25 protein-coding genes, 1 pseudogene and 1 riboswitch are annotated in these 26,021 nt (G+C 57.1%); of the genes and pseudogenes, 17 read left to right on the top strand and 9 right to left on the bottom strand.

What is annotated here, in order from left to right:
• Positions 1–33 precede the first annotated feature (33 nt).
• The 5 genes from rsmD to B5D61_RS07820 form a co-directional block, all read right to left on the bottom strand.
• Positions 34–594: a 16S rRNA (guanine(966)-N(2))-methyltransferase RsmD gene (gene rsmD / locus B5D61_RS07845; RefSeq protein ID WP_078812782.1), complete on the bottom strand. Its 561-nt coding sequence runs from the start codon at positions 592–594 to the stop codon at positions 34–36.
• 40 nt (positions 595–634) lie between these two features.
• Positions 635–2,098: a sulfatase family protein gene (locus B5D61_RS07840; protein WP_078812781.1), complete on the bottom strand. Its 1,464-nt coding sequence runs from the start codon at positions 2,096–2,098 to the stop codon at positions 635–637.
• A 120-nt stretch (positions 2,099–2,218) separates the two neighbouring features.
• The gene (gene purN / locus B5D61_RS26800; RefSeq protein WP_245846504.1) at positions 2,219–3,301 is read right to left on the bottom strand and encodes a phosphoribosylglycinamide formyltransferase; all 1,083 of its coding nucleotides are present in this window, start codon (positions 3,299–3,301) and stop codon (positions 2,219–2,221) included.
• A 13-nt stretch (positions 3,302–3,314) separates the two neighbouring features.
• Positions 3,315–4,286: an SDR family NAD(P)-dependent oxidoreductase gene (locus tag B5D61_RS07825; protein ID WP_078812780.1), complete on the bottom strand. Its 972-nt coding sequence runs from the start codon at positions 4,284–4,286 to the stop codon at positions 3,315–3,317.
• 94 nt (positions 4,287–4,380) lie between these two features.
• Complete coding sequence (locus tag B5D61_RS07820; RefSeq protein WP_176159289.1) at positions 4,381–5,316, bottom strand: TraB/GumN family protein; 936 nt, start codon at positions 5,314–5,316, stop codon at positions 4,381–4,383.
• A gap of 130 nt (positions 5,317–5,446) precedes the next feature.
• On the opposite strand from B5D61_RS07820, the gene rpe reads away from it, so the two are divergent.
• Together rpe and B5D61_RS07810 are read left to right on the top strand one after the other, a co-directional pair.
• Positions 5,447–6,121: a ribulose-phosphate 3-epimerase gene (rpe, locus tag B5D61_RS07815; protein ID WP_078812778.1), complete on the top strand. Its 675-nt coding sequence runs from the start codon at positions 5,447–5,449 to the stop codon at positions 6,119–6,121.
• A 9-nt stretch (positions 6,122–6,130) separates the two neighbouring features.
• The gene (locus tag B5D61_RS07810; protein WP_078812777.1) at positions 6,131–6,994 is read left to right on the top strand and encodes a DMT family transporter; all 864 of its coding nucleotides are present in this window, start codon (positions 6,131–6,133) and stop codon (positions 6,992–6,994) included.
• 35 nt (positions 6,995–7,029) lie between these two features.
• Here B5D61_RS07810 and B5D61_RS07805 read toward each other — a convergent pair whose 3' ends face one another.
• Positions 7,030–8,412, bottom strand: coding sequence for a vanadium-dependent haloperoxidase (locus B5D61_RS07805; RefSeq protein WP_078812776.1), 1,383 nt, complete (start codon positions 8,410–8,412; stop codon positions 7,030–7,032).
• 126 nt (positions 8,413–8,538) lie between these two features.
• Positions 8,539–8,648: riboswitch (TPP riboswitch) on the top strand.
• Between the two features lie 221 nt (positions 8,649–8,869).
• Here B5D61_RS07805 and thiC point away from each other — a divergent pair.
• The 7 genes and pseudogenes from thiC (at position 8,870) to B5D61_RS07770 (ending at position 13,262) form a co-directional block, all read left to right on the top strand.
• Positions 8,870–10,837: a phosphomethylpyrimidine synthase ThiC gene (thiC, locus tag B5D61_RS07800; protein WP_078812775.1), complete on the top strand. Its 1,968-nt coding sequence runs from the start codon at positions 8,870–8,872 to the stop codon at positions 10,835–10,837.
• A 17-nt stretch (positions 10,838–10,854) separates the two neighbouring features.
• Positions 10,855–11,394, top strand: coding sequence for a C2 domain-containing protein (locus B5D61_RS07795; protein WP_078812774.1), 540 nt, complete (start codon positions 10,855–10,857; stop codon positions 11,392–11,394).
• On the top strand, positions 11,391–11,621 hold the full coding sequence (locus tag B5D61_RS07790) for a hypothetical protein (protein WP_078812773.1): 231 nt from the start codon (positions 11,391–11,393) through the stop codon (positions 11,619–11,621). The genes B5D61_RS07795 and B5D61_RS07790 overlap by 4 nt, the downstream gene beginning before the upstream one ends.
• A gap of 20 nt (positions 11,622–11,641) precedes the next feature.
• Positions 11,642–11,846 (top strand): annotated as a pseudogene (locus B5D61_RS07785) (type II toxin-antitoxin system HicB family antitoxin).
• Between the two features lie 63 nt (positions 11,847–11,909).
• Positions 11,910–12,074: a hypothetical protein gene (locus B5D61_RS26190; RefSeq protein ID WP_176159288.1), complete on the top strand. Its 165-nt coding sequence runs from the start codon at positions 11,910–11,912 to the stop codon at positions 12,072–12,074.
• Between the two features lie 425 nt (positions 12,075–12,499).
• Entirely contained in the window at positions 12,500–12,706 is a 207-nt protein-coding gene (locus B5D61_RS07775) for a hypothetical protein (protein ID WP_078812771.1), read from the top strand.
• Positions 12,707–13,055: 349 nt separating this feature from the next.
• Entirely contained in the window at positions 13,056–13,262 is a 207-nt protein-coding gene (locus B5D61_RS07770) for a type II toxin-antitoxin system HicB family antitoxin (protein WP_078812770.1), read from the top strand.
• Between the two features lie 379 nt (positions 13,263–13,641).
• Here B5D61_RS07770 and B5D61_RS07765 read toward each other — a convergent pair whose 3' ends face one another.
• Both B5D61_RS07765 and B5D61_RS07760 read right to left on the bottom strand, forming a co-directional pair.
• Positions 13,642–15,810, bottom strand: a complete 2,169-nt coding sequence (locus B5D61_RS07765; RefSeq protein ID WP_078812769.1) for a WG repeat-containing protein — start codon at positions 15,808–15,810, stop codon at positions 13,642–13,644.
• A 758-nt stretch (positions 15,811–16,568) separates the two neighbouring features.
• Positions 16,569–17,027, bottom strand: coding sequence for a 2'-5' RNA ligase family protein (locus tag B5D61_RS07760; RefSeq protein WP_078812768.1), 459 nt, complete (start codon positions 17,025–17,027; stop codon positions 16,569–16,571).
• Positions 17,028–17,824: 797 nt separating this feature from the next.
• Here B5D61_RS07760 and B5D61_RS07755 point away from each other — a divergent pair.
• From B5D61_RS07755 to B5D61_RS07740, 5 genes are all read left to right on the top strand, one after another.
• The gene (locus tag B5D61_RS07755; RefSeq protein WP_078812767.1) at positions 17,825–18,640 is read left to right on the top strand and encodes a M15 family metallopeptidase; all 816 of its coding nucleotides are present in this window, start codon (positions 17,825–17,827) and stop codon (positions 18,638–18,640) included.
• 36 nt (positions 18,641–18,676) lie between these two features.
• On the top strand, positions 18,677–19,573 hold the full coding sequence (locus B5D61_RS07750; protein ID WP_078812766.1) for a hypothetical protein: 897 nt from the start codon (positions 18,677–18,679) through the stop codon (positions 19,571–19,573).
• Positions 19,574–19,652: 79 nt separating this feature from the next.
• On the top strand, positions 19,653–19,784 hold the full coding sequence (locus B5D61_RS26980; RefSeq protein ID WP_281251754.1) for a hypothetical protein: 132 nt from the start codon (positions 19,653–19,655) through the stop codon (positions 19,782–19,784).
• Between the two features lie 124 nt (positions 19,785–19,908).
• Positions 19,909–20,151 carry a hypothetical protein gene (locus B5D61_RS07745; protein WP_078812765.1) on the top strand — a complete coding sequence of 81 codons (243 nt, stop codon included), beginning with the start codon at positions 19,909–19,911 and terminating at the stop codon, positions 20,149–20,151.
• A gap of 118 nt (positions 20,152–20,269) precedes the next feature.
• On the top strand, positions 20,270–21,133 hold the full coding sequence (locus B5D61_RS07740; protein WP_078812764.1) for an arylamine N-acetyltransferase: 864 nt from the start codon (positions 20,270–20,272) through the stop codon (positions 21,131–21,133).
• Positions 21,134–21,210: 77 nt separating this feature from the next.
• Here the strand turns inward: B5D61_RS07740 and B5D61_RS07735 are convergent, their stop codons facing one another.
• Positions 21,211–22,263 (bottom strand): sodium:calcium antiporter, encoded by a 1,053-nt coding sequence (locus B5D61_RS07735; RefSeq protein ID WP_078812763.1) that lies wholly within the window; start codon positions 22,261–22,263, stop codon positions 21,211–21,213.
• Positions 22,264–22,373: 110 nt separating this feature from the next.
• Here B5D61_RS07735 and B5D61_RS07730 point away from each other — a divergent pair, with 110 nt between their 5' ends.
• The 3 genes from B5D61_RS07730 (at position 22,374) to B5D61_RS07720 (ending at position 25,838) form a co-directional block, all read left to right on the top strand.
• Positions 22,374–22,826, top strand: a complete 453-nt coding sequence (locus B5D61_RS07730; RefSeq protein ID WP_078812762.1) for a DUF5069 domain-containing protein — start codon at positions 22,374–22,376, stop codon at positions 22,824–22,826.
• A gap of 86 nt (positions 22,827–22,912) precedes the next feature.
• Positions 22,913–24,817: a hypothetical protein gene (locus tag B5D61_RS07725; RefSeq protein WP_078812761.1), complete on the top strand. Its 1,905-nt coding sequence runs from the start codon at positions 22,913–22,915 to the stop codon at positions 24,815–24,817.
• Between the two features lie 40 nt (positions 24,818–24,857).
• Positions 24,858–25,838, top strand: coding sequence for an AAA family ATPase (locus tag B5D61_RS07720; protein WP_139373127.1), 981 nt, complete (start codon positions 24,858–24,860; stop codon positions 25,836–25,838).
• The last annotated feature ends 183 nt before the right edge of the window (positions 25,839–26,021 follow it).

Below are 26,021 nucleotides of genomic sequence, written 5' to 3'. Positions count from 1 at the left end.
AGCGGGTTTCCATGCCATCACTCTGCCGGGAAGCTACCGCTTTCTCAGCCAGAGGATGCGCGTGCTGCCATATTCACGGTCGCGCACGAGTTCCCAGCAGCCCCAATCCGTGGCAGGCTGGCGTGTGACCATGCACTCCAGCACCAGACTGCCGCCAGGGACGAGGAGAGTTTGCAAAGCGGGCTCCAGGGCAAGCTTGCGAGCGATGTCCTCCTCACCCGGACGATGAGCATAGGGAGGATCGGCCAGGATGAGATCGAACGTGGCCCCTTGGGTAACGAGCTGAGGGAGAAGCTTGAAGACGTCCCCCTGGCGAAGGGTGGCACCTTCCAGTCTTGTCTTGGCGATGTTCTTGCGGATGACCTCACAGGCACCGCGATCCTGCTCAATGAAGGTGGCACTGGCAGCTCCACGGCTGAGACACTCCAGTCCCAGAGCTCCAGACCCGGCGAAGACATCCAATACGGTGGCCTCTGGGACGAGCTCACCCAGCATGTTGAAGATAGCCTGCTTTACCCGGTCCTGAGTGGGACGGGTGACGCTTTTCGGAACTTCCAGGGGAATGCCCCCGGCACTGCCTGAGATGAGCCGCATGGGCCAAGCTAGACAGGCACCATGGGTTTGTCGAGCTAGGTCAGTTCAGAGGCTCCTTTTCTGGGAGCCCATACTGGTGCAGCCACCAGGTGAGGCGCTGGGCATCGCTAGGCTCGTCCTTGAATCCGCGCTTGGCCCAGGTGCGCAGGTAGTCCTGCTTTTTATCGTGCTTGATCTGCTCCAGAGAAGGCTCGGTCGGTGGGTCGGGCAGCGCACCGCGATCTCCGCTCGTGGTGACCCACGCGTCCAGGTCCGCCTGGAGATGGGCGAGGCGCTGGCTCTGCTGGGGGTCTTTGACCACATTGACCAGACCGGTAGGATCGGCCTCCAGATCGTAGAGCTCCAGGGGCTCGCGCCTCTCCCGCGTGTAGCGGGCCTGCATCGGAGAGAGAGCACCGATCTTCTTCAGCTCGCGGATGAGGGGCATGCCGGGATAGCTGGCCTCTTTGTAGCCAGACCAATTCAGGTAAGGCAGCTCGGGATGGAAGTTTTTGACGAAGAGTTGGCCAGGAGTAATGACCGCGCGGATGCGGTCCTCCGCATCACCACAGCGATCTCTCGCCGCGAAGATGACGGTGCGATCCGGAAAGCTGTTCTTCAGCAGAGGGCGGCCCTGCATCCATTCAGGAATGGGCAGGCCAGCGAGTTCCAGCATGGAGGGAGCAAGGTCAATGAGACTGACGAGCCGCTCCTCCACCTCTCCAGCCCCGAGTCCGGGACCGCGAATGAGCAAGGGCACCTGAAGACCTTCGACACTGAGCCATTGCTTGCCCCAGGGCATCGGGCGACCATGATCGGCGAAGAACATGACGATGGTGTTTTCCAGTTCGCCCGCTTTCTCCAGTTGATCGAGGATAGCTCCCACCCGCTGGTCCACCACCTCCACGCTGCGTTGATAGGCATACCAGTCACGGCGTGTCAGGGGGTGATCTGGGTAGTTGGGTGGCAGCTGAATCTTACGCAGAGCCTCTTCATCGTAGCTCTCGGGGATGGGGAATGGCCGGTGAGGCTCGGAGATTTGGAATTGAGCAAAGAAGGGCTGCTCCGGCTTACGCTGCGTCCAGTCATTGCCATCGAAGAGCACCTTGGGATCGTGAGCGAAGTTGTAATGGGTCTTGGGCACCTTCTTCTTACTGCCGGGTGCCACGGCATTGGTGACAAACCAGCCCGCCTCACGCAGCAGGGTCGGGATGGGCTTGTAGGGAGTTGCTAAGGGTTGCGGATTCTCCACATCATGGGCCTGGAGTCCGGTCGTGGTCTGATAACAACCCAGGATGAAGGCGGACCGCGAAGAACTGCACACCGGAGCCGAGGCATAGGCTCGGGTATAACGCCGCCCCTCGTGGGCGAGACGGTCCAGGTTCGGCGTCTTCACCCCCACGGCACCGTAAGCCCCAGTGTCCGGCGACATGTCATCGGCAATGATCCAAACCAAGTTAGGCCCTGCAGCCTGCCCTAACTGACACACGAGCCCCAACACCAAGAGTAAAACGCACCTCATCATATGTGCCGCTGGAAACGATGCTGAGGTGGGCTTGTTACATCCGACTTTCACATCTCTGCGGGATAGCAGTCGCTGAGAGGCCCTAAGATTAGCTAAAATCGTCCACCTTCGACCACATTATCAAATGGCCGAAACATGCTTCTTCCACTCCGATAGCACGCGCGGGAGCAGCCGATGTTCTTGCTCTTTGATTCGGGAATGAAGGATCTCGGGAGTATCTCCCGGCAGAATCGGCACAGAGGCTTGCGCTAGAATTCGCCCAGCATCGATCTCGGCGGTGACGAGATGAACGGTGCAACCCGATTCACAATCTTCGGCCTCGATGGCGAGTTGTGGGGCATTTGCGCCTTTATGCTTCGGTAGTAGAGATGGATGCACGTTAACGATGCGCCCTGAATACTGGCTTAAGGTCGGCTCCTTGAGAATACGCATGAAACCGATCAACACCACCACATCCACCCGAGCACGTTGGAGGTGATCAGCGACCTCTTTCTGCGCAGCTTCACCGAAGCGTTTAGGATGCGAACCAGGATCGACATGAATCGCGGGAATACCAGCCGACCTAGCGGTCTGTAAAAACTTAGAATCCGCCACATCGGAAATGGCCACCGCCACATCGGCTTCGAGTTGGCCGGAAGTGATCGCCGCCAGGATAGCGCGAAAATTAGAGCCTTCGCCTGAACCGAGGACACCGAGGCGCAAACGGCCTTTTGATGCATCCGACGTCATTCGCTGAATGGTGCTGGTGGTGGAGCGGCCTGGCACCAGTGGCAGAATATGAATTTCAGCCCCCACAGAGTCGAGAGCTGCGCGCTCCTCGGGATTCAGAGAGTCCACGGTGTAATCTCCACCTTTGGCGTAGATATGAGGCTGAATGGTCTCAATCAAAGCCGTGGCACGCTTATCTCCAAAGACCACGACAGCATCGACAGCTCGCAAGGCGGCCAGGACCTCGGCACGGTCGTTTTCGTGATTGACGGGCCGCGTCGGCCCTTTCAACTCCCGCACGGATGCATCTGAATTCAGTGCAATCACCATCGCATCTCCAAGAGCACGCGCCTCATTGAGATAACGCACATGCCCGGCATGCAGGATATCAAAGACACCATTGGTGAAGACGAGTTTCTTCCCCTGGGTGTGGAGTCGATCCCGCAGCAGGCGGACCTGCTCCGGTGTCATGGGGGTGTAAGGATCGGCCGTCATGCCTAACAATATTTTAGGAAACAACGACTCCTTCTGCACGCATCTGGCGGAACCACTCAACGTAGGTCGGCACCCCTTGAGCGATGGTGGTGGTCGGACGGAAATTCAGCAGTTCCTTGGCCTTGCTCACATCCGCCGAGGTCAGAGGCACATCCCCGGGCTGCTCCGGCAATTGATTGATCACGGCTTTTTTACCCAAGGCTTGCTCGATGGTCGCGATCAGATCATTCAGCGTCACCGTTTGCGAGCCGCCAAGATTGAAGATATCACAGATCGGACCCGACCGGTAATTCAAGGCTCCGATGATCCCATCCACGATGTCGCTGATGAAGGTGTAATCGCGTGCGGTGTGTCCCTCACCGAATTTATCAATCGGCTTCCCTTCCTCGATCAAGCGAGTGAATTTGGAAATGGCCAAGTCAGGACGCTGACGCGGACCATAGACCGTGAAGAACCGCAGAGACACGGTCTTAATGCCGTAGAGGTGACTGAAATTCGAGCACATCTGCTCACCCGCCATCTTCGTCATGGCGTAGGGGCTGATCGTCTGCAGAATCGGATCTTCCTCACTGAAAGGCACCTTTTTATTCACCCCATACACGGAGGAACTGGAGGCTGAAACGAAGTGACGGCAGCCAATGCGGCGCGCCGCTTCGAGCAGATTGAACGTGCCGTTGATGTTCGTGGAGATGTAGAGTTCAGGTTGTTCGATGGAAGGCCGCACTCCGGCTCGAGCCGCGAGGTGGATCACCGCATCGAATTGCCCTTCCTCAAAGGCACGCTGGATCAGGACCTTGTCCGTCAGCTCCCCTTCCCAGACTTTCACCCGATCCCCAAAATGACGCACGTTGGCTCGTTTGATGGCGGGATTGTAATAGTCATTAAAACTATCCAAGATGGACACCTCATGCTGACCATCTTGAAGCAGACGCTCAACAGTGTGGGAACCAATGAATCCGGCACCGCCGGTAACGAGGATCTTCATGCAGGGTTGGGAAAAACGAGAACGTCACAGTCTGACAGAGCCGCTCTCTTTGCAACCTCTGGCTTGTTTTTCGCCCCTGAAGGTAACTCTCCCATCACAGGTTTTCCACATCCCGATAGTGCCGCACGGTGTAACCGCGCTCTTCAAAGAGCTTCAGCAGTCCCTTTTCCGCCGCAAAGTGCCCTGTCCCGACCAGGACCATGACTTTTTCGCCTTTCTGAAGCATTTGCTCCAGCCGAGGCATCCAGGCGAGATTTCGGTCGAAGAGGAACATATCCATCAGATCTGGAAACTTCGCCGCTTCACGAAAAAGCATCTCACGCAAAGGCTCGAGTTCCCCCCGTTTCCAGGCAACAATCATCTCGTCATACTCCTGAGGCAACGTGCTAATTTCACCCAATGTCTGGTCCAGCATTTCTCGCTGCTGATCGGGCGTCAGTTTGGCAAAAAGTTGCAACTGAAACTCCACGCTCTCCAAACCCTCCCCAGGTTTTTTGTCTTCCCGGGCTCTCGCTTCAAAGTAGTGATCCACCCCCATCTGTGGCTTGGCCCCAAGCGCGGCATATTCCGTGGAGGTGATGATGAGAGAGACAAACCAGGGCCGGAAACGATTTAACGCGGAGACATCGACACCACGGGTCTTAGCCCACGTTTTGATCCGTTCCCAAGTCTCCTGTGGGATGGATGCCTCCAACGAGGAATCCGATGGCAGCATCCCCAGTTCACGCATCCGACGGGTCAATGAATTCCCCTCCCCGGCTCCTGGCGGCAGCTCAAAGATCACCCGATCCGAATTGGCATAGGCCGCTTCATAGGCCGGTGAGAGGGGGTAGTCTTCCTCACGCAAAATGTGAATGGTTCCACACAGGAAAAGCCGCCCTCCGGTCTTCGGATCATCCACCACCCAGACGCTGCCAGCCTGCTCTGCCGACGACACCGGCGTATCCGGCGTCCGGGGTTGCGAATGCTCCCCACAGGCAGTGAGTACAATCAGAAGCAGAGAGGCTAGGAACCGGCAAAAGGTGGGCACGCCGGATTCAAACACTGTGGAACACTCCCTGGCAACTCCGATGTGCGATTCCTGATTCCGATCCGTCTTTTCATGCACTTCCCGGTTGCTCAGGAGCGATAAACTCCTAACCAGTCACCTCATCGAAACCATGACACATACCACGCCTTACATCCTCCCCTCCCTCCTCGCTGCCGATTGGTCTAAAGTCGCTGCCGAGGTTAAACGGGCGGAAGACGTGGGTGTGGAGGTTCTGCATCTGGATGTGATGGATGGTGCCTTCGTGGACAACATCTCCTTCGGCCCACAAATGGTGCAGACCGTACGCAAGTGCACGTCCATGTATCTGGATGTGCACCTTATGATCCACCGCCCAGATCATTATCTGGAGCGCTTTCTACAAGCCGGTGCCGATAACATCACCATCCATGTCGAAGCTCGCTACGACACCTCCGTGGTGGAGACCCTGCGCCGCATCCGTGCTGCAGGTAAGCATGCCGGTCTTGCCTTGCATCCAGACACCCCTTTTGAAGCCGCAATTCCCTATGCCCAGGAGATTGATCTCTTGCTGATCATGACCGTGGTTCCAGGTTTTGGCGGCCAGCCTTTCATGGAAAAAGAAACCATGCCGAAACTGGCCGCCGCTCGCGACTACCGTGATGCCCATGGCCTGAAGTACAATCTGGAGGTGGATGGCGGTATCTACATACACACCGCCCCTATCGCCAAAGCCCATGGAGCCAACGCCTTCGTCTGCGGCACGTCCTTTTACGGGCGAGAAGATACAGCCGCCGCCATGGCTGGACTGACACAGTGCGTTAGCTGACCACACTGCTTGCGCGCCTACTTCATCCTTCACCTTGTTATCCTTGCCTGGGGGTTCACCGCCATCCTGGGCAAATTGATCACACTCCCGCCTGTGGAGGTGGTCTTATGGCGGACGGCTCTATCTGCCGCCGGGTTCGCAGTGATGGCCCGCTGGCTTCAGCGCACGCTTCACGTCCCCCGCGCAGACATGCTGAAAATGCAAGCTGTGGGGGCCATTCTCGGCTTGCACTGGGTTCTCTTTTTTGCCTCCGCAAGGCTGGCCACGGCCAGCGTCAGTCTCGCCGCCCTCCCCACCGCCATGCTGTGGTGTAGCCTCATCGAGCCCTTTGTGGATGGCACCCGCCGTTGGCGTCCGTTGGAACTCCTCGTCGGCCTCATCATCATGGGGGCCGTCTGGATGATCTACGAGGTGGAACTGCGTTATTGGTTAGGCTTCACCGTCGGCATCACCTCCGCTTTGCTCGCCGCACTCTTTGCCGTTTCCAACAAGCAACTCGTCACCCGCTGGCACTGGTCCGTCATGGGCTGTCACCAGATGCTCGGTGCTCTGGCGGTCACCACTTTGGCATGGCTGCTGACCTCATCTGCCGGGTTGACCTCACCGTCTCCTTCCGACTGGCTTTGGCTCCTCCTACTTTCCTCAGCCTGCACCGTCGGAGCGTATGCAGGTTACATGGAGGTGCTCAAATCCATGTCCATCTTCACCATCAATGTCGTCTATAATCTGGAACCCGTCTATGGCATCATCCTGGCGGTGATCATCTTCGGCACCCAGGAGCACATGAGTGGCGGATTTTATCTCGGTGCCGGAATCATCATCGGCAGCGTCTTGATCGTGCCTTGGCTGAAGCGCTGGGTGGAAAAACGCTAATCTGAGAGCATTCCCCCAATTGCCTCTTCTCCCTCTCACCGCTTCCGCCTAACCAAAAGCAAAGTCCCGCCTAGAAGCACCAGCAGCATGCCCGAGGGCTCTGGCACCGGAGCGAAGTTATTCAGCATCACCTCATCCGCCACCGCCGCACCTGCCGTCGCTCCATCGGTATGGCTGAAGCCGTAGCTCACCCCACCCCAGATCTGGCTCAAGCCCGCCTCATCTGCCGCTTCGCTAAAGGAATTGTAGAAACGGGTGTCATCCACGATCCCGTCGCCGTCATAGTCACTGTCCAGACTGAAGGCAACGTTATCCCCCAAGAACGCCGCCAGCACCTGCGCAGCCGCCGCACTGATCGCGCTCACATCGGAGAAATAAGCCGGGGCATTCAGTTCCGCCAGCAGCGCAGCCCACACATCATCACCCAGGGTGGAGGCGTTGCCGTCAAATTCGCCATTCACGATCGCCTGGAGCGGGCTCCAAAAGTCGGTATCGTACTTGGTTTGCCACGTGACAATGGAGGCATCCGCCATCGCCACATTCAGGGCGGCGAACAGCCGTGCCGAGTCCTGGAGGCTCAGCCCCTCACTCGCCGCCACCGTTTGGGCCACGGTATTCCAGAGTCCCGCCGTCGTCGTCGTGCCCGCGCGGCCTGACCAAAAGTAAGCCGCCTCCAGTTGATCCACCGTGCGCGAGCCACTGCTGCTGGATCCGAGGTCCTTCACCTGATTGTAATCCGCCGTGTATTGGGCCGATTGAATGTAGCTCTCGACCGTTCCAGTCGGCAACGTGCTGGTAAACCCCGCCGTGCCGCTGATGCCAAAGGTATTCACATTGCCCCAGCCCGGCAGAGAGCCCGTCTCAGGAGGTGTCGGCATCCAGTGCCCCACCGTGCCGACCGGTGTGTAAAGCCCGCTGTCAGAGGCACTACCAGACCCATCACCCGTGCGCCAGTTCACGATGTCCGTACCCACCACATTGCCAAAACTGATGCCGTCACTGCGGGCCTGATTGTTGGCCATACCGGAAATCTGCGAGGAGTATAAGGACGCAAACTGCATCTGCAGCCCCATGTTGCCATCATACAACGACTGCAAAAACGTGTGCGCCGCCGCTGCCGCTGCCGCCTCCATCATCGCGCCATCAGCCGCCGTCGCCGAGGGCCCCGAGTAGCCGGCACTCGTGAAGACGTAGTGATCGCCTGCGATCCCCTCCACCGCATTGTACATCGCGGTATTCAGCATGGCCAGGACTCGGCTCGCCTCCGGGGCCGTCAGGGATTCCGACTTGATGGCGTCCAGGGTGATGGCGTTCCACTCGCTGATGACATCCGCTTTGACAGTCGGGCTGCCCGTCCACACCGCCGCCAGACCCGCCCAGAGGCAGGAACGCAGAAAGCGGCGAGACAGCTTGTTCATAAAGATAAATAATTTTGCTCTCAAAATGATTTTATTTCAAGCACTAATTAGAATTACCATAACCTATCCTCCGACAAGTTGATGAAACGTTTTGACGAAACCGCCCCCCTTCCCGTATATCAGCCCTTGTTACGACAGGGGCGTCCCACCGCAGGGGCTGAGATCTCGCTAGCGCGGGGAACCCTCCGAACCTGATTGCGGGTCATGCCGTCGAAGGGAGTCGCTCGGAGGGGGAAAATCAGTGCCTGCCCAAGGAAGTCCGCACCGCACAGCATGATCATCTTCACTCTCCTTAATTCTCCATTCATCGGCGACAAAGTCCTGCCTACCCCTCGGCCCACCTCCTTGACCGACCTTGACCGTTGACTCGGTCTTCCTATCTCAAAACCACCGCTTAACAACAGCTCAGCCACCGCTCAACGCTCGCTTGCGAGCCCTCAACTTCCCCTTCCCCCTCATGATCGCCTCTAAAGACTCCTTCGAAGCCCACTCCAGCGACCAGCTCCCTGCCTCCACCCGCGTCTATGTCGAGGGGCAGATCCACAAAGACATCCGCGTCCCCATGCGTGAGATCAAGCTGAGCCCCACGAAGAGCTTCAACGGTCAGATGGAGGAAAACGCCCCCGTCCGTGTCTATGACACCTCCGGCCCTTGGGGTGACCCCGACTACACCGGCACCGTCGAGACCGGCCTGCCGGCTCTGCGTAAAACCTGGATCGAAGGCCGTGGCGATGTCGAGGAATACGATGGCCGCACCGTCCAGGCCCGCGACAACGGCTACCTCTCCGACCAGCACGCCGAATATGCCGCCCTGAAGCGCGAAGGCCTGCTCAGCCCATTGAAGGCTCCCATCAATGCTCAGCGCCGCCCTCTGAAGGCCAGTAAAGGCACCCCCGTCACCCAGCTCCACTACGCACGCCAGGGCATCATCACTCCGGAGATGGAGTTCATCGCCATCCGCGAAAACATGCGCCGCGCCCAGATCGCCGATCTCAAGGACGACATCCTGCGCAACCGCCTGGACAAACAGCACGTCGGCTCCGCCCAGGCCCAGACCGCCTACACCCCCGGCATCTTCGGCCGCTTCCCGCAGCGCATCCCGAATGAAATCACCGCCGAATTCGTCCGCGAGGAAGTCGCCGCCGGCCGCGCCATCATCCCGGCCAATATCAATCACCCCGAGCTCGAGCCCATGATCATCGGGCGTAATTTCCTGGTGAAAATCAATGCCAACATCGGCAACAGCGCCGTCGCCTCCTCCATTGAGGAAGAAGTCGAAAAAATGCGCTGGGCCACCAAGTGGGGCGGCGACACCGTCATGGATCTCTCCACCGGCAAAAACATCCACGCCACCCGCGAGTGGATCCTGCGGAACTCCCCCGTGCCCATCGGCACCGTGCCCATCTACCAGGCCCTGGAAAAAGTGAACGGCAAGGCCGAGGACCTCACCTGGGAGCTCTTCCGCGACACCCTCATCGAGCAGGCCGAGCAGGGGGTGGACTACTTCACCATCCACGCCGGTGTCCTCCTCCGCTTCGTTCCCCTCACCGCCTCCCGCATGACCGGCATCGTCTCCCGCGGCGGCTCCATCATGGCCAAGTGGTGCCTCGCCCATCACAAGGAAAACTTCCTCTACACCCACTGGGACGACATCTGCGACATCATGGCCGCCTATGACGTCTCCTTCTCCATCGGCGACGGCCTCCGCCCCGGCTCCATTGCTGATGCCAACGACAAGGCCCAGTTCGGAGAACTCGAAGTCCAGGGCGAGCTCACCCAGCGCGCCTGGGCCAAAGGCGTCCAGGTCATGAACGAAGGCCCCGGCCACGTCCCCATGCACATGATCGAGGAAAACATGGCCAAGCAGCTCGAGTGGTGCCACGAGGCCCCCTTCTACACCCTTGGCCCCCTCACCACCGACATCGCCCCCGGTTACGACCACATCACCTCCGGCATCGGAGCCGCCATGATCGGCTGGTATGGCTGCGCCATGCTCTGCTACGTCACGCCCAAGGAGCACCTCGGCCTGCCGAACAAAGACGACGTCAAAGCCGGCGTCATCACCTACAAGCTCGCCGCCCACGCCGCCGACCTCGCCAAAGGCCACCCCGGCGCCCAATACCGCGACAACGCCCTGTCCAAGGCCCGCTTCGAATTCCGCTGGGAAGACCAGTTCAATCTCTCCCTCGACCCCGTCACGGCCCGCGAGTTCCACGATGAAACCCTCCCTCAGGACGGCGCCAAGTCCGCCCACTTCTGCTCCATGTGCGGCCCTCACTTCTGCTCCATGAAGATCACCGAGGACGTCCGCAAATACGCCGCCGAAAACAACCTGACCGAAGACGAAGCCCTCAAAGCCGGGATGGATGAGAAATCGAAGGAGTTTGTGGAGAGCGGGGCGGAGGTGTACACGACCGCCGTCTAAACCCACATTGAGTCACCATGTGGAACGAACTCGATATTGTCCGCGATGTCTCCCGGCGTCTGGAGTCGGCGGGCATCGAGTTCATGCTGACCGGGTCCATGGCGATGAACTACTATGCCTTGCCGCGCATGACCCGCGACATCGACATCGTGGTTGCTCTTGCACCCACCGATGCCGCGCTCATCGAGCACAGCTTTGCCCCGGACTATCACGTTTCCTTGGAGTCCGTCCGCGATGCCATCGCCCGTCGGTTCATGTTCAACCTCCTTCATGAGGACAGCGTGATCAAAGTGGACTTCATCGTCCGCAAAGACAGCGCGTATCGCCTCGCCGAATTCGAGCGTCGCCACCGCATCACCATCGAAGATTTTGCCACATGGATCGTCAGCAAGGAGGACCTGATTATCTCCAAGCTCGACTGGGCACGCGATTCCCTTTCCAACCAGCAGTTGGGCGACGTCCGCAATCTCCTCTCCACCGGTTGCGACATGACTTACATTCAGTACTGGACTGACGCCCTCGGCCTCACCGACCTCTGGCAAGAGATGCAGTCATGACCGACACCTCACCCGAGATCACCGCCCTCGTTCACGCCCGTCTCATGGCCAAAAGCGGGACCGAGCGTTTCCTCATTGGCGTCCGCATGCACGAAGCCGCTCGCCGTATGGTAATGGCCTCATTTCCAGCAGGCACCAGCACTGCCGATCAGCGCCGTCTTCTATACCAGAGGTTTTATGGTGACGCCACCCTTGCACAGCCGAAGCTTATGACACAATCCGTCTAAGCCCACTTGATAGAACTGACATGCGCTACGAACTCATCATCGATTGGAGTAAGGCGGACGAATCCTTTGTCGTTGAAGTCCCCGAACTTCCCGGCTGCATGGCTGATGGCGCAACGTATGAGGAAGCAGTCGCCAATGCGCTGATCGTCATTCAGGAGTGAATGGACTGCTCGGTCACTCGGACGCTCCATCCCCGAGACCAGCGGCAAACTCGCCTATGCTTGAGGGCATGGGTTTTTATGAATGTAGGAATTGCCTTTCTTAAAACAAAAGGCTATTCCTCGATCCATGTGCAGCCCTCACTCCTGCTCCATCAAAATCACCGACACGTCCGTCCCACGCTGCGGGACCGCCGAAAACGGCATGACCGACGACGAAGCTCTCAAAGCTGGGATGGATGAGAAATCCAAGGAGTTTGTGGAGAGCGGGGCTGAGGTGTATCAACCTGCCTAATCCATGCGGATCTACGCGGACGTCTGCACCCTCTGCCGATCAGGGCCAGCCCCGCATTTGGCTGGAGACTCATGCGCTTTGTGTGATTCTCCAGCTAGTTGAAACCGGTCAGGTGGAAATGGTTCGCTCCCCCTTTCACGACCTTGAAACGGCCCGCAATCCGTGGGAGTCCAGGCGGTTGTGGGTGCAACAATGCCTGGATTTGGCGAAGGTTCATGTGCCGCTCAGTCAAGATGTCAAATCGCGTGCCCTGGCGCTGGAGGCCTTGCATGTTGGTCCCATGGATTCCCGCACGCCGCAGCAGCCGAGGCTTCCGGCTGCGACTTTCTTTTGACGTGTGACGACCGTTTTCAGAAACGTTACCGGGGCCCAATCACTCTATTGAACCCGGCCGACTTCGTGGTATCCTACTTCAAGCAAATCCAATGAGCGCCACTGTCGAGACCGAACAAGAGCTCACCGAGGAGGCCCTCGCCATCCTCCGCCAGCACCTGCCTCCGCATAAGGTGGCCCGCCTTCTCTCCGTCTGGCAGATCGGCAAAGGCGATTACACCCAGGACCGGGATCGACTTTTCACTGGCGACTCAGTCAACTCCTTGTTCGAAGAGGCGGCGAAGTATCCGAGCAAGTGATGAAGTGCTTCACACTGTCCGTCCCACACTGCGGGACCGCCAAAAACGGCATGACCGAAGACGAAGTCCTCAAAGCCGGCATGGATGAGAAATCGAAGGAATTTGTGGAGAGCGGGGCGGAGGTTTATACGACGGCGAACTGAACCCGTCGTCTGAATGTGGCGAGCCAAACAATATCCTCCCTCTCCTCCCTCTCCTCCCTGAGGCTGCGTAGCCGCGAAGCGAAAGGGCTGGGGTGAGGAGCTTGGGCAACTACGCCTAACGAATGATTTTTTGTCATTCGCCAGCTTCGTGTTATCAACTCACGCAGCTGACCTGATCCTCAAATACCAAATCGAGATCGACTGACATGCGCTACGAACTCATCATCGATTGGAGTAAGGCGGACGAATCCTTTGTCGTTGAAGTTCCTGAACTCCCCGGCTGCATGGCCGATGGTGCAACTTATGAGGAAGCAGTCGCCAATGCGCAGACGGTCATTCAAGAATGGATCGAAACCGCCCGCTCTCTAGGCCGTCCCATCCCAGAGCCCAAAGGCAAACTCGCCTATGCCTGACGGAGCTGAGTCGAAACCCAACGGGCTTCCTGATCCCAGCGAGGGAGTAGCGCAAATCCCCTGAGCGCCGCTGTCGAGACCGAACAAGAGCTCACCGAGGAGGCCCTCGCCATCCTTCGCCAGCACCTGCCTCCGCAAAGGCGGTCATCGCCAGATAAATCGAACACTACAACACCCAGCGCACCCATTCCGCCATCAAATACAACACCCCACGCCAAACCTACCTAACCCTATGCAACCCGCCCCACCAACAAGCCGCCTGATCAACACTGGCTCTTGTCCAACTTTGAGGGGAGCATTACAATTCATGTCTGGCATCTTTGCATGGATTTCACGCCACTGGTAGATTGCTCATCAGTTCCAAAAGTAAATAAAGACGCTAATCGCCGAGGAGTTTGGAGTAGAACCGACCGTCGATCCCTTTCCCCACACAACCCACTTTACCATTGCTATTGGAGTATATCAGCAAACCTTCCCCAAGGGAAGAAATGCGTGCTATGGGTCCGTCAGCAATTGGCAGGTCCCGTAGAAACCACCCCCCTTCACCGGAACCTTCCAGCTCCGCATCATGCCAAAGCCGAATGAGAGATGTCCAGACGCTACCGTCTTTGACCTCCCATAAACCAGAACACGCAATGGTGCTATCGTTCATCCAAGCCAATGTGGGCTTTCCTAGATAGGCCCCGTCCTCTGTAGAATAGTCTTCAAAGATGTCGCTCCGCGTCTTCCACTTCTCACTATTCACAGCATCGCTCATATCGAGCTTCGAGCCTCGACTGAGATCTACACATGAATGTATCGTTATCATTGCAGGGTTGTGATAAGCGACTCCAATTCGTGTTTTCCCCGGCGATATCCTGATCGAACAAGCACCTGGTTTTAGTTCACGATATCGATCAGGTTCAATCTCAGGGAACAGGTTATTAGGATCTTCAGTGTTTAACGCTCTTAGATCATAGTGAGCAAGGTGTGATGGTAACCTCTCCATCTTTTCTATGCCTGCAGCATTCAGAACCATTTCGTCAACTGTCGTCCAAGTTACCACCCAAAGTTCATCGTCTTTCACCCACTGAACATCCTGCGCCTCCCCCATCAGCTTGAGGGTTGCCACCCGTTGCCCGGAATTTGTTTCATACAGCTCGTCGTCCATTAAGAACATCTTTCCAGATGGGGAGAACGAAAAGCTTTCCCCTCCTCCTCGGGTCTGATTTATCTTGTGACCTGTAGCGGTATCATAGAGCACATATCCGTCACGTCTGCCAAAGACAGCAATATCACCGTTTGGGCTCAATATGCAGCTTGTCACGCCATCATCGACTCCCCCGAGATGACCAATGATATCTCGCCCGGCACGTTCAAATGTGCGAATTGCCTTCAGTCCGCCAGATTCCCACTTCCATAAGTCTCCGACGCCGCCCTTGTGGGCTGTCAACACAAAATTACTTTTCAGACCTGTTGCGATTCCAATTATCGGACCCGATCGATTGCTTTTCATCGGTGGATTCGTGGATGGATAGATCTCCTCAGGCATGCTGTAAAACCGTGAAGCATCGCCGTTTTTAGTCACAATAGCGAACATGCCGTTCGCAAACCCTTCGTGCCCTGTGTCGGATTGGATGGCTACATATGATGACCGATCGAGTAATATCTGTCTCCACCTAGCGGCCAAAATCACCGTTCCATCAGGGTGCGCTAGGCCATAGTGATCACCGATACGAGAATTCTCAATTCGAAATTTCGACAATCCTTGCACAGGCCCCCAAACCTCGTCTGCTTGAATACCGGATTCGAGTTCCCCTCTGGTGTTAATGAGGCACCACTTTCCTTGAAAATTCACATCCGCATATCCATCTTTAAAGTTAGCTGCTTCAGCGTATCTTGCCTCGATCACAGGGTTTCCCTTAACGTCTATATATCCCCAAGCGCCATCTTTTTCCTTCTGAGCCGGCGCACAGCCACCATTAAAGTCACCGACGTTGGACCACTGCGGCAAGATGATAAGCTCTCCTTTCGAATCCACCCACCCCCAGCGGCCATTAATTTTGACGGCAGCGAGATTATTATCTACCGAGAAGGGCCGAGCCTCCTCGTACGATGGTGGAATTACAAAATTTCCATCGCGACCTATGTAGCCAAAAAGGCCGGATTTCTTAACTGCCGCACGCCCAGCGCTGAATGAACGAATCTCCTCCACTTCGTCTTTGAATTCGATACCCACACTGCCGTCTGCTTTTAGATAGCTCCGAAGGTTTCCTTTCTCGACCGGGATCAGTCCCTCTTTACACTCGCCAATCTTGTCAAACACGAGCTGTATAACCAATTTTCCAGTTTGGTCGATGATACCCCAAGGACCGCCGAACTCCTCCGCCACCGCACAGACTCCCTCACTAAAACGACCCATTGAATTCCAAGACCGATTCCCAATGAATCCGTTTGGAGTCAAAGCTCCGTAAAGTTGTTGATACTCGTCACGGACGACAACCGGAGTTTCAGTCGAAACTGCAAATATTGTAGTGCAGATGAACGCGAGTCCAAAGATGAGCTTCATAATTTGGGCCGAAAAGACAGGTGAGATTTTTGAATAGTATTAAGACAAAACAGCAATGCAATGCTTTAGCTTGGATTATCCATGTTAAAAAAAGAAAAGATGCCAGGCAAACAGTGCTTGCATCCCATCCGCACGTTCTCTGCCATAGTCTCGTCCCATGAAAATCTCCCGAACCCTTGATCCCCAAGCCGATCCGCTTGAGCTATAGCTCCTCGGCATCAAAGCCAAAACGGCTCCTTACCCTGCCACGCGTTCTTGGTCTGGTGGACAGTGAAGAGCGTCGTTAGGCCTACAGAATCCTGAGGCGTCGCTGTCGGTCCTTGGAAGTCGGATGCGGCGCAGCGGGTGCCTACCAACGCATCCAGAGATTCCACGTCACACGGCAAGTTTTAGCTAGCTCTGGAAGGCTTTTTCCAGAGCTTGAAGACCTGGACTCCAAACTCGCTGGAGTGGTCTGAATTTCATGAGGATCTGGCCGAATCCTGAAGGAGTCCGAGAAAAACCCTCGAGATCGGAAATGAAACCTTCGGGTTTTCAAAAAATCCTTTAGAGTTTTCCCGAAAACATCCAGGCCTGGAAAAGGTTCCCGAGGGAGGAAACCCGAAACCTTTGGGTTTGGCACAAAACATCAAGGCAAGCTAAAAAAGTTCAGATTGGACGAGTGGGGAACCTGGGGAGCCTTGGAGTTTCCAGCGCTGAAGGTGATCGTGGTGCGTCTTACCCTGATGAGAGCGAACGAGGACAAATTCCTCGACCTGCTAAGAGATGGAGGGTGAGATTGACTTGTCCAGCCTATGGTCGCCATAGAGCAGGGTCAGATGAGGATTGAAACTCGAGGGAGTGGACACGCCGTGATCGAGCAGTTTCAAACGCAAGGTGCGACGAAATGCCTTCAACTCTGAGTTCGGTGCCAGCTTAGGCATAAGAGCAAGAGCCCGGTTGTGTTTGAAACTCAAAACTCGGTCGAGAGCGACATGGAAAGGCGCTGTAGCTGCGGCCGCATGACGACAGGCACGATCCACAGTTTCTGTGATGTGCAAAGGCAGTTCGAAAGGCTGCCTGTCCCCCAGATCATTCAAGGTGATATGAAACACGTCATCGGGGCGCAATCGAAGATTAAGCCCCAGTTTCTCATAGTGTTCGTGGATTTGTTGTTTCGCCGCAGCATCTGGCAGCAAAGCGATGAAGTAGGCATAGTCGAGATTTGAGCGACTCATAACTGGAGATACTCACATCAGAATTTTGGACAAGTCTTCTTCGACGCCCCTTGAGGCTTCACTTTGTAAACGAGGTAGTGGGACGAGGATTGGTTGTCGTTGGGCCTTCAAAATCGGAGCATCGCTGCCGCTTCCAGCTAAATATCCTTTGGCCATGCAACACCAACGAGGACGCGAATCCAACTGGTAGGACCTACTGCGCCGGGTCCGATTTGTCTGTGGGCAGAGGCGGCGGGATCGGGAATGGACGTCGATAGTCTGCGAGGTGGAGGCGTCGCTTCGCTCCTTCGAAGTCGGACGCGAGTGCCCGAGTTCATCAATCTGGAGGATTGGCATGGGAAGGAAAATGGCAAAATGTCTCGCATGGCCATGGCATTTACCGCAAAACCGGGGAGAACCGCGAATTTGCCATTCCGGTGGACAGAGTGTGGACACCTTCTTCAGAGCGATACGTCAGCTGCTGAAATCATAGGACAGGCGTGTGGGTAGTCACGTTTCAATCCCGGCTTGTAAATAGGAAGACTCAGACAGACTTCTCTTTTTCTTTTCTTTGGAGAACTGCTGTTAGTATTACAGCTGAATGGGATCGGTTGGTAAACGGGACTGTGATATGCGCATCAAATTCACTTTGCGCCAATTCTTCCTCTCTCTCTGATCCGATAAGGGGGCCTAATTATTATTTAGGTCAAGGCATGAACCCTGCTTGGTCCATCTGAGAAATTTTCACCACTAACATGTTTGCAAAAAAGCTGTAGACAATCGATAAACAACAGATCAACACTTAACTACTTTCTACTATGTTACCCGTATTGCGCAGAGGGGATAAGAGCGATGCCGTTGAAGTTTGGCAGAACTTCCTTGTGGGCCAGGGGTTTGACCCCAAGGGTGCCGATGGCAAGTTCGGCAAGGACACAGAGGCAGCTACGATTGCCTTCCAGAAGAAGAACAAATTGAACGACACTGGAGTGGTAGATAACGATACCTATGCGGTGGCTGCGGTGCTGGGATTCAAGATCAGCACGGACTTGTCGACCGCACAGACCTCCGTCAATTGGCCGCCGCGCCCCACGGACTTTGGTCCGACCAACGCCGAAAAGCGTGACGCAGAGTTCGGGTGGTTTGACTTCAAACACAAGCCGGAGCCGAAAGACTACGAACATATCGAGATCCTCGGCAGTTGGGAAAGTGACAACCTCATCGTCGTGGAGGTGCCGGAACTTGCCACTGCGCTGAAGAAGACCAAGGCGCGAGCTAGAATTCATCGCAAGATCAAAGATCCATTTCTTGCCCTGTGGAAGGCGTGGGGCGAAGCCTCTTTGCTGGACCGCGTGTTGACCTGGGAGGGGGCTTTTAATTCCCGTTTTATTCGCAACAAGGCGACTCCTCAAAATGTCAAAGACAAGAACCGCGATGCCCTCAGCAACCACGCCTGGGGCACAGCGTTCGATATCAACTACGAGTGGAACAAACTGGGGCAAATCCCTGCCCGCGTGGGGAAAAAAGGCTCCGTCCGGGAGCTGGTGCAAATTGCCAACCAGTATGGTTTCTTCTGGGGCGGGCATTTCCAAAATAGGCCTGATGGTATGCACTTTGAGTGGGGTAAATGGGTTTGACTCCTATGTGGCAATCTTCAAAGCCACCTTCCAACCATGTCCAGCCGCACCTATCCCGACGCAAAACCGCGTCTCTACGCCGATGAAAAATTCAAGATGATCAAAAATCGTCTTGAGGATGCTGTCATCGGTTCAGCAACCGAAGCCTTCGGTTCGATTGCTTATCCGGGTGTTCCTCCCGAAGCCTTCCACGGCTTTACCGCGTTCACGATGCGCGTTGATGAGGACACGGCGGATGCAGGAAATAGCTTCCATGAGATCGGTCTGTATCAAGTAGAAGCTGGCCCTTCAAATAAACCTGCCCCCAACCCCGATCCTGAGGCCGACAACAACAACTGGGTCGTTCTTGCCAATGGCGACCTTGTGCGTTCGATGCTGGGTCGCCCAGCGACCATGGAGACTGGGGCATGGAAGCATGAACTGAAGGACCAGATCGCCGTGGGGATTGCCAATCTGCGTTTGCATCGGGACAAAATGAATGCAGCTCTGCTATCAAAGTTAAAGTCGTCTGGCTATGATCAGGCAACGGCGAAGACCTTGCTGGCCGCTGTGCAGCCGGCAACACTCGACAGCAATTGGAGCGTGCTTTGGTCATTCACCGCGTTTTCACGCGGCGAGGGCCAGTTTTCCAAGACTCTTCTGCCTTATGTAGAGACCTTAGCTCAGACTCCCGAAAGTGAACGGTGGCTGCAATGGCGTGCTCTGGTGCTTGCAGATGTTCGGGCGAAGAAGTCCAATATCGCTACCGTGCGGGGCAAGAAAGGTGCTGCCTATGCCCTACTGCGTAGTGAGCAAAAGCTCCAGTCAGGCTACGAACTCGCAAGACGTCTCGGGCATGACGTCAGTTGGTTTCACAGCGTCTACTCGGAATCTCAAAAAGATGTCGATGATGAGGATCTGCTGACTCGGACCGGTTACCCACCCTCAAATTAGCAAATTACACCGCTGGATCAGAAAAAGATGCCAGGCATACAATGGTGCACCCCTGCCTTTCACACCGTAATCAGGTCTCATGAAAACCGCCCGAACTCTTGATCCTCAAGCCGATCCGCTTGAGCAACAGCTTCTCGGCATCAATGCCAGGACAGCGCCTTATCCTGCCGCGCGGTCCTGGTCCGGTGGGCGGCGGCGCGTCGGCGGCTAGGGGCTTTCGAAAGCGACACCTACCATGTTATGTCGCGCACCTGCGGTGGGGAGGTCTTCTTTCTTTGATGACGTCGAACCGAGCGGAGCGAGATCGATCATGCGCAGCATGACCCGAAGGGGGAATGCGGAGGCGTTCATCCAAAGGAAGCCTCAAGCGTCTGCTGTGGCGGTTGGCGAATTTCTCCGGCGTGAGGCTGGTCACCGACTGCGTCATGGACAATCACTTCCACGCGCTCGTGGACGTACCACGCCGGGAGGTCTGGCTGGAGCGTTTCGCCGGACCCGCTGGCGAGGAAAATCTCTTCGAACATCTGCGCCGCCCGTTGAAGACGGCGGACAAAGTGGCCGCACTCCTCTCGCGCTAGGTCCGACAATCCGCAGAGGAGCTATATCGTTGTTAAGCACCCTACACGCTCTAGGCCATCCCCGAAGGCGGCGCGGTCGCCCCTTGAATTCGGATTCGGTTCCATCCAAAGAATGTGAATGTCCTCAACCTCTCTTTTACCCGAAAATCTCAAGGAACGTGTTCTGGCGGCTCTGGGCTTTTCTTCACCTCCGGCCGTTTCGCTGGAAGGGCTGACGCGCCTTTATCAGGTGTGGTGCCAGCGGGTGCCGTTCGATAATGTGCGGAAGCTGGTGAATCTGCAGCAGCCCAAGCGAGGTCCCCTACCCGGGTCCGGCGGGGAAGACTATCTGGAAGGTTGGCTGAAGCATCGCGCTGGGGGCACCTGCTGGGCGGGATCGAACGCGCTGTATTGTTTGCTCCGCGACCTAGGTTTCGAGGCGGAGCGCTGCATCGCCACCATGCTCGCAGCCCCGCATTTGCCACCGAATCACGGGTCGGTGCGGGTGCGTGTCGGAGAGGCCTACTACCTCGTCGATACGGCCATCCTCTGCGGTGAACCGATTCTCCTGACGGAAAGTGGGGCCAGTGAGGTCTCGCATCCTGCGTGGGGCATCCAGGCGCAGACCCAAGATGGCTATTGGTATGTCAACTGGCGGCCCTTGCATCAACCCACAGGGTTTGAATGCCGCTTTGATCGTTTTGGCGCCGAGCATGAGGAATATCGTGATCGGTATGAGGACACACGGGGATGGAGTCCTTTCAATTATCAGGTCAATGCGCGGACCAATCGAGGGGATGAGGTCATTGGCCTCGCTTTTGGCAACGCGGTCACCCTGCATGGAGATGGCAGCATCGAAATCCGTGAGGTGGATGATGCCGAACGCCGCCGCATCCTGCTGGAGGACTTTGGCATGAGCGAAGAACTGGTGAATCAAATGCCCGCCGACCGTCCGACACCTCCCCCTCCAGGCAGCCATACCGCCGCAGCGGCTGAGTCCTGAAGACGTGTACTCGATGAATAGAGGCACCGAGATGGATTCTTGGTGCCCTAACACCGAATCCTTCCCATTATCAGACCTCAGGCCATGCAGAGCAGGCCCACCATCCCGATCACATAGAGCACGAGCACCAGCAACGAATCCCGCCCCATCCCGGCGATGCGCTTGGGAGATCGGAAAATCAGGCCCACAAGATACACTGTGGTCAGCAGCATGCCCAGACCTGTGAGGTAGAGGTCAAACTTATCGGCATGAGGAAGGATGGCTTGGCCAGAGATGAGAGTGCCTAACAAAAAGAGCACCGGCAAAAAAGCATTGCCGCCGAAGATATCACTCACGGCCATTTCATCGTCCTTCAGCTTGATGGAGGCCAGCCCTGTCGAAACCTCAGGAAGCGACGTGGCCGCAGCCAAGACCGTCGCGCCAAAGAGGATGCCATCCATGCCGATATGGGTGGCAATGGCATCGCCCGTGCTTTCCAAAAGCACGCCACAGATCAAGGTGATTACCGCTCCCACGACAAAGATCGCCACACTGCGCGAGATGGAGGCTGTGCTGAGCTTTTCCGCAGAGCCCTCGGCTCGCGAATCCGCCGCTGCCTTAAGGTCTTCCGGCCCCAGTTTTAACTGCCAGGGCAAGCTGCCCCGCGAACGCCCGATGATCCCGAGACCGACCATCCAGAGGACGGCGATGAGGAGTCCCTGCGGCGTCACCCGACACCCAATCAATGTGTCAGGTAACTGACTGCCAATCACGGTGACGGACAGCACCGCAATCACCAGAGCGGCTTCGAGCACCAGCGACAAGGAAGCCGCCCGGTGGGTCAAGGGACCGCTTTTCCCTAACGCGATATCGAGGATGACCAAGACCACCGTTTGAATCGCAATCCCGCCGAGGATATTGCCCACAGCCACCGAGATCTCACCACGCGCAGCGCCGCTGGCGACGATGGCAATCTCGGGGAGATTCGTCACGATCGCCAGCAAGATCATTCCCCCTAGGGCTTCTCCCATCCCCCAACGAACCGACAAGACATCTGTGGCTCGGGACAAATGGATCCCCGCCACCCACACGCAAACCGCCGACGCGGCGAACATCGAGACCAACCAAGGGAGAGCAAGTGACTCAAACATGACCCTCGGAATCCAAGCGTGAAAGTTTCCAATGAGCAAGAAGGACTGGCTAAAACTTGGATCTTAGAAGGAGTCGAAAGCGTTCTTTCATTGGTTCCCTTGTTTCTCCCATGTCAGCGCTCTACCCCACGCTCATTCCTGGCCTCCGCAGTCCCTCGCATACCGTCTCTGGCCTCGTTTATTTCGGACGGATGCTGGATAAGGTTCGCCTCGCAGCCGCAGGCACCTTGCCCGAGGAATGGTGCGCCCGGCGCGGTATGGACCCAGGCAGCTTTGACTGGCGCTGCTGCCGCTTTTTAAACCTCGACTACGCAGCGCTGGAGGCTGAAACACTGCGAGGAGGCAAAACGGATGAAGAGCTGCTGGAATGGGCCTACACCCATGGGCGCCGACCTTCCGAAGACGAGATCGAAATCTGGAATGCCTTCATGATGAAACGCGGCTGGCGGGATGCTGGCACGCAACGTCTCAACGACCGCTTGGCCGAGATCGGGCTACCGGCAGGGGCAGTCCAGACCATGTTCGAGTTCATCGATGTGGATGAGGGGCGTCTGACTCTCTGAGTCATTGATTCCCACACTTTCTCATCACCTGCCACAATTCCTGCTGGAGGTTGTGGGGTCTGCACCGTTATCTAGGGACTGCTGCCATGCCTGTGGATTCTCCGACCTCACCTCTCAGCTTTGCGCCCGTGGCCTTGCAGGTCCGGCGGCGGGTGTGGCTGCGACGTTGGCTCCGAGCTCTCGCTCAAGGAGTCATGGCTGTCAGTGTGGCGCTGGGCTTGTTGATTCTCGCGGTCTTAATTTCCGGCTCCAGCAGCGGCGTTTCTTGGGGCATCTTCTTTTTCATCGCTTGGCTCCTCGGCTCGGCAGGCTGGGCCGCCTGGAAGCTGCCAGGTGCCTACAGTGCTTTGGCTTTTTGGGATGCGCAGGCAGGGCGCCGCGAAGCCTTTGCTACCGCGTGGTGGTTTGAGCATCGCGATGCCCGCACGACGCTGGAGGACGCCCACCTCCAACAGCAGCGCGACCGTTTGCCTGAAGCCCTGAAAACACTGGCTCAAGACCTGCCCGTGATCGTTTTCAAACGCTGGCTGGAGCTGCCCCTCGTGCTTTTGATGATCCTCGTCAGCCTCGGCGGCCTTCATCCAACCGATGACGCCATGCCGCTGGATGAGACCATGCAAGCTGCCGCGAAAGCCGAGGCTGAAAAGCTAGCCAAGACCGACTGGGAAAAGAAAAACCTCGCCGGACTGGAGGAGAGCGAAAAGGCCGAGCTGGAGAAGCTGAAAGAGAACCTCAAGACCACCGCCGCCAGTCTGGAGAACAGCCAAGGCCAGGATGCACGCGAGGTGATGTCGGACCTGGAAAAGCGGGCTCGTGAAGCCGAAAAACTCGCCGAGCGACTGGGGCTCAATAAAGACGCCTGGGCCTCTGACAAGATGATCCAGAGCCTACGCAGCCATGCCGATACGGCCGATCTGGGCGACGCCGTGGCCTCGAAGAATGCCGCGCAATCAGCCCGCGCTGCGGATAAGCTCGCTGAGCAAATCCAGTCTCCGCAGCTCACCGACAACACGCGTGAGAGACTGGATGAAACCCTCCAAGAGATCGAAAAGGCAGCGGAGAAGGAAGATAACCAGCGTCTGGTCGGCCAACATGTTTTGCGGGCAGGCAGTCAGATGAAGAGTGGTCATGCCGCCGAAGCCGGGCAGGAGTTTCAAAAGCTGGCCGACAAACTGCGGGACATGGCCCTGCGGGAAAAAGCCCGCGAAGAACTGGAGAAACTGGCCCAGCAACTCCGTGATGCCGGCAGCAAGATCGCCGGACAAAACGACGCCGGAGGCATGCAGGAAATGAACGCTGCCGCCGAACAAAACGGCGGAACAGCGGGCCAAAACATCCCGCAGGTGGGGCAAAACCAGACAGGTCAGGGGCAGCAGGCCCTGCAACCACCCGGGCTAGGCCAGATGAACCCCGGCCAAAACCAGAACATGCAGTCCATGCAACCGGGGCAAAACCCCAGCCAGGGTCAGGGACAAATGCAGCAGATGCAGATGGGCCAAATGGGTCAGCCCCAACCTGGGCAGAGCGGACAGGGTCAACCCCAAGGTCCGCCCATGCTACTGGCACCCATCCCTGGTCAGAAGCCCGGCGATCAACCACCGGAGTCCATCATCGTGGGGGCACCTCCTGGCGAGTCTTCCCCGGATGCACCGCAGTTTGCCATCAGCATGCCCGGCGGTCGCGACCCCGGTATGGGCAAAGCCGAGCTGAACGCCGATCCCACCGCCAAGCAGGACACAGGCAATAGCAGCGTGGTGAATGCTCAATCCAACACGGACGGACAATCCAGCGTTCGGGCCATCGAGGGTGCCGCTCGCCATGAGAACGCCAATCGCAGTGCCACCCAAACCGCTGTCGAATTCATCCAAGCCGAAGAAGAAGCCCTGGATGACGCCGCCCTGCCACCGAGCCGCCGTGCCCAGGTCCGCCGCTACTTCAACGAACTCCGCCGTCGCTTCGAGCAGGCGCCCACTTCCCCGCAGCAGCCCTGACACCCTCTCTTTCCTTCGTCCTTTCCTCGCCTCTCCCACCATGTCTGATTTCCCCAAGCTCTTCCAAGACCTCAAGACCGAACTGCAAAAGTCCATCGTCGGTTATGATGCCCTGCTGACCGATGTGCTTGTGGCGATCTTTTCAGGAGGTCACGTCCTGCTGGAGGGCGTGCCCGGGTTGGGTAAAACCTTCCTCGTCCGCACCCTGTCGCAGGTCATCGGTCTGGAGCCTGGACGCGTGCAATGCACTCCCGACCTGATGCCCGCCGATATCCTCGGCACCCACATCGTCAATGAAAACGATCAGGGGCGTCGCATGATGTTCTTTGAAAAAGGCCCCGTCTTCAAAAACCTGCTCCTTGTCGATGAGATCAACCGCGCTACGCCCAAGACCCAAGCGGCGCTGCTGGAGGTGATGCAGGAGCGCTCCGTCACCACCGGCGGCGAACGCCATTCCCTGCCGGAGCCCTTCTATGTGCTCGCCACCCAAAACCCCATGGAGATGGAAGGCACCTATCCGCTCCCCGAAGCTCAGCTCGACCGCTTCATGTTCAAAATCAAGGTCCCCTTCCCCGACCTGGATTCCCTGGTGGAGATCTCCCGCCGCACCACCGGCTTTAAGGAACCAGAACTGAAAACCCTCCTGCATGGTCCTGAGCTCATGAAGCTCCAACGTGATCTGGCCGAGCTGCCCGTGGCGGATCCCGTGGCCCGCTACGCCTCTCAACTCATCCTCGGCACCCATCCCGAGACTCCTGGCGTCTTGCCTGAGATCCAGCGCTTCGTCTCCTACGGAGCCAGCCCGCGCGGCCTGCAGAGCCTCATCCGCGGAGCCCGCATCTGGGCCGCCGTCCATGGAGCCACCGCCGTCTCCACCGATGACATCCGCGCCATCGCCCATGTCGCCCTGCGTCACCGCATCATCCTCAACTTCGAAGGCGAAGCCCAACAGATCAAGGTGGACGACCTCATCACCAAAGTGCTCGATCAGGTGAAGACTCCCGCGCAGATGGCGGCGTGAAGCGATTGCAGGCGCATTCAAACCAAGATTCAACGAGGATCCGTAGAGACTACCGCTCCGCCTCTTCAAAGGGCAGCGCTGTAGTGTTCATTAAAGAAAACGTCCGAGCACCGTCACCCAATACTGCCGAGGTCTCCAAAAAGGCCGATGATGAGCAATGCATGCTGAAAAATGACAGCAATC

Source organism: Prosthecobacter debontii (genome assembly GCF_900167535.1).
Taxonomy (GTDB): Bacteria; Verrucomicrobiota; Verrucomicrobiia; order Verrucomicrobiales; family Verrucomicrobiaceae; genus Prosthecobacter; species Prosthecobacter debontii.
Note: the sequence above shows the minus strand (reverse complement) of the source record. Positions and strands in the feature narration are given on the sequence as shown.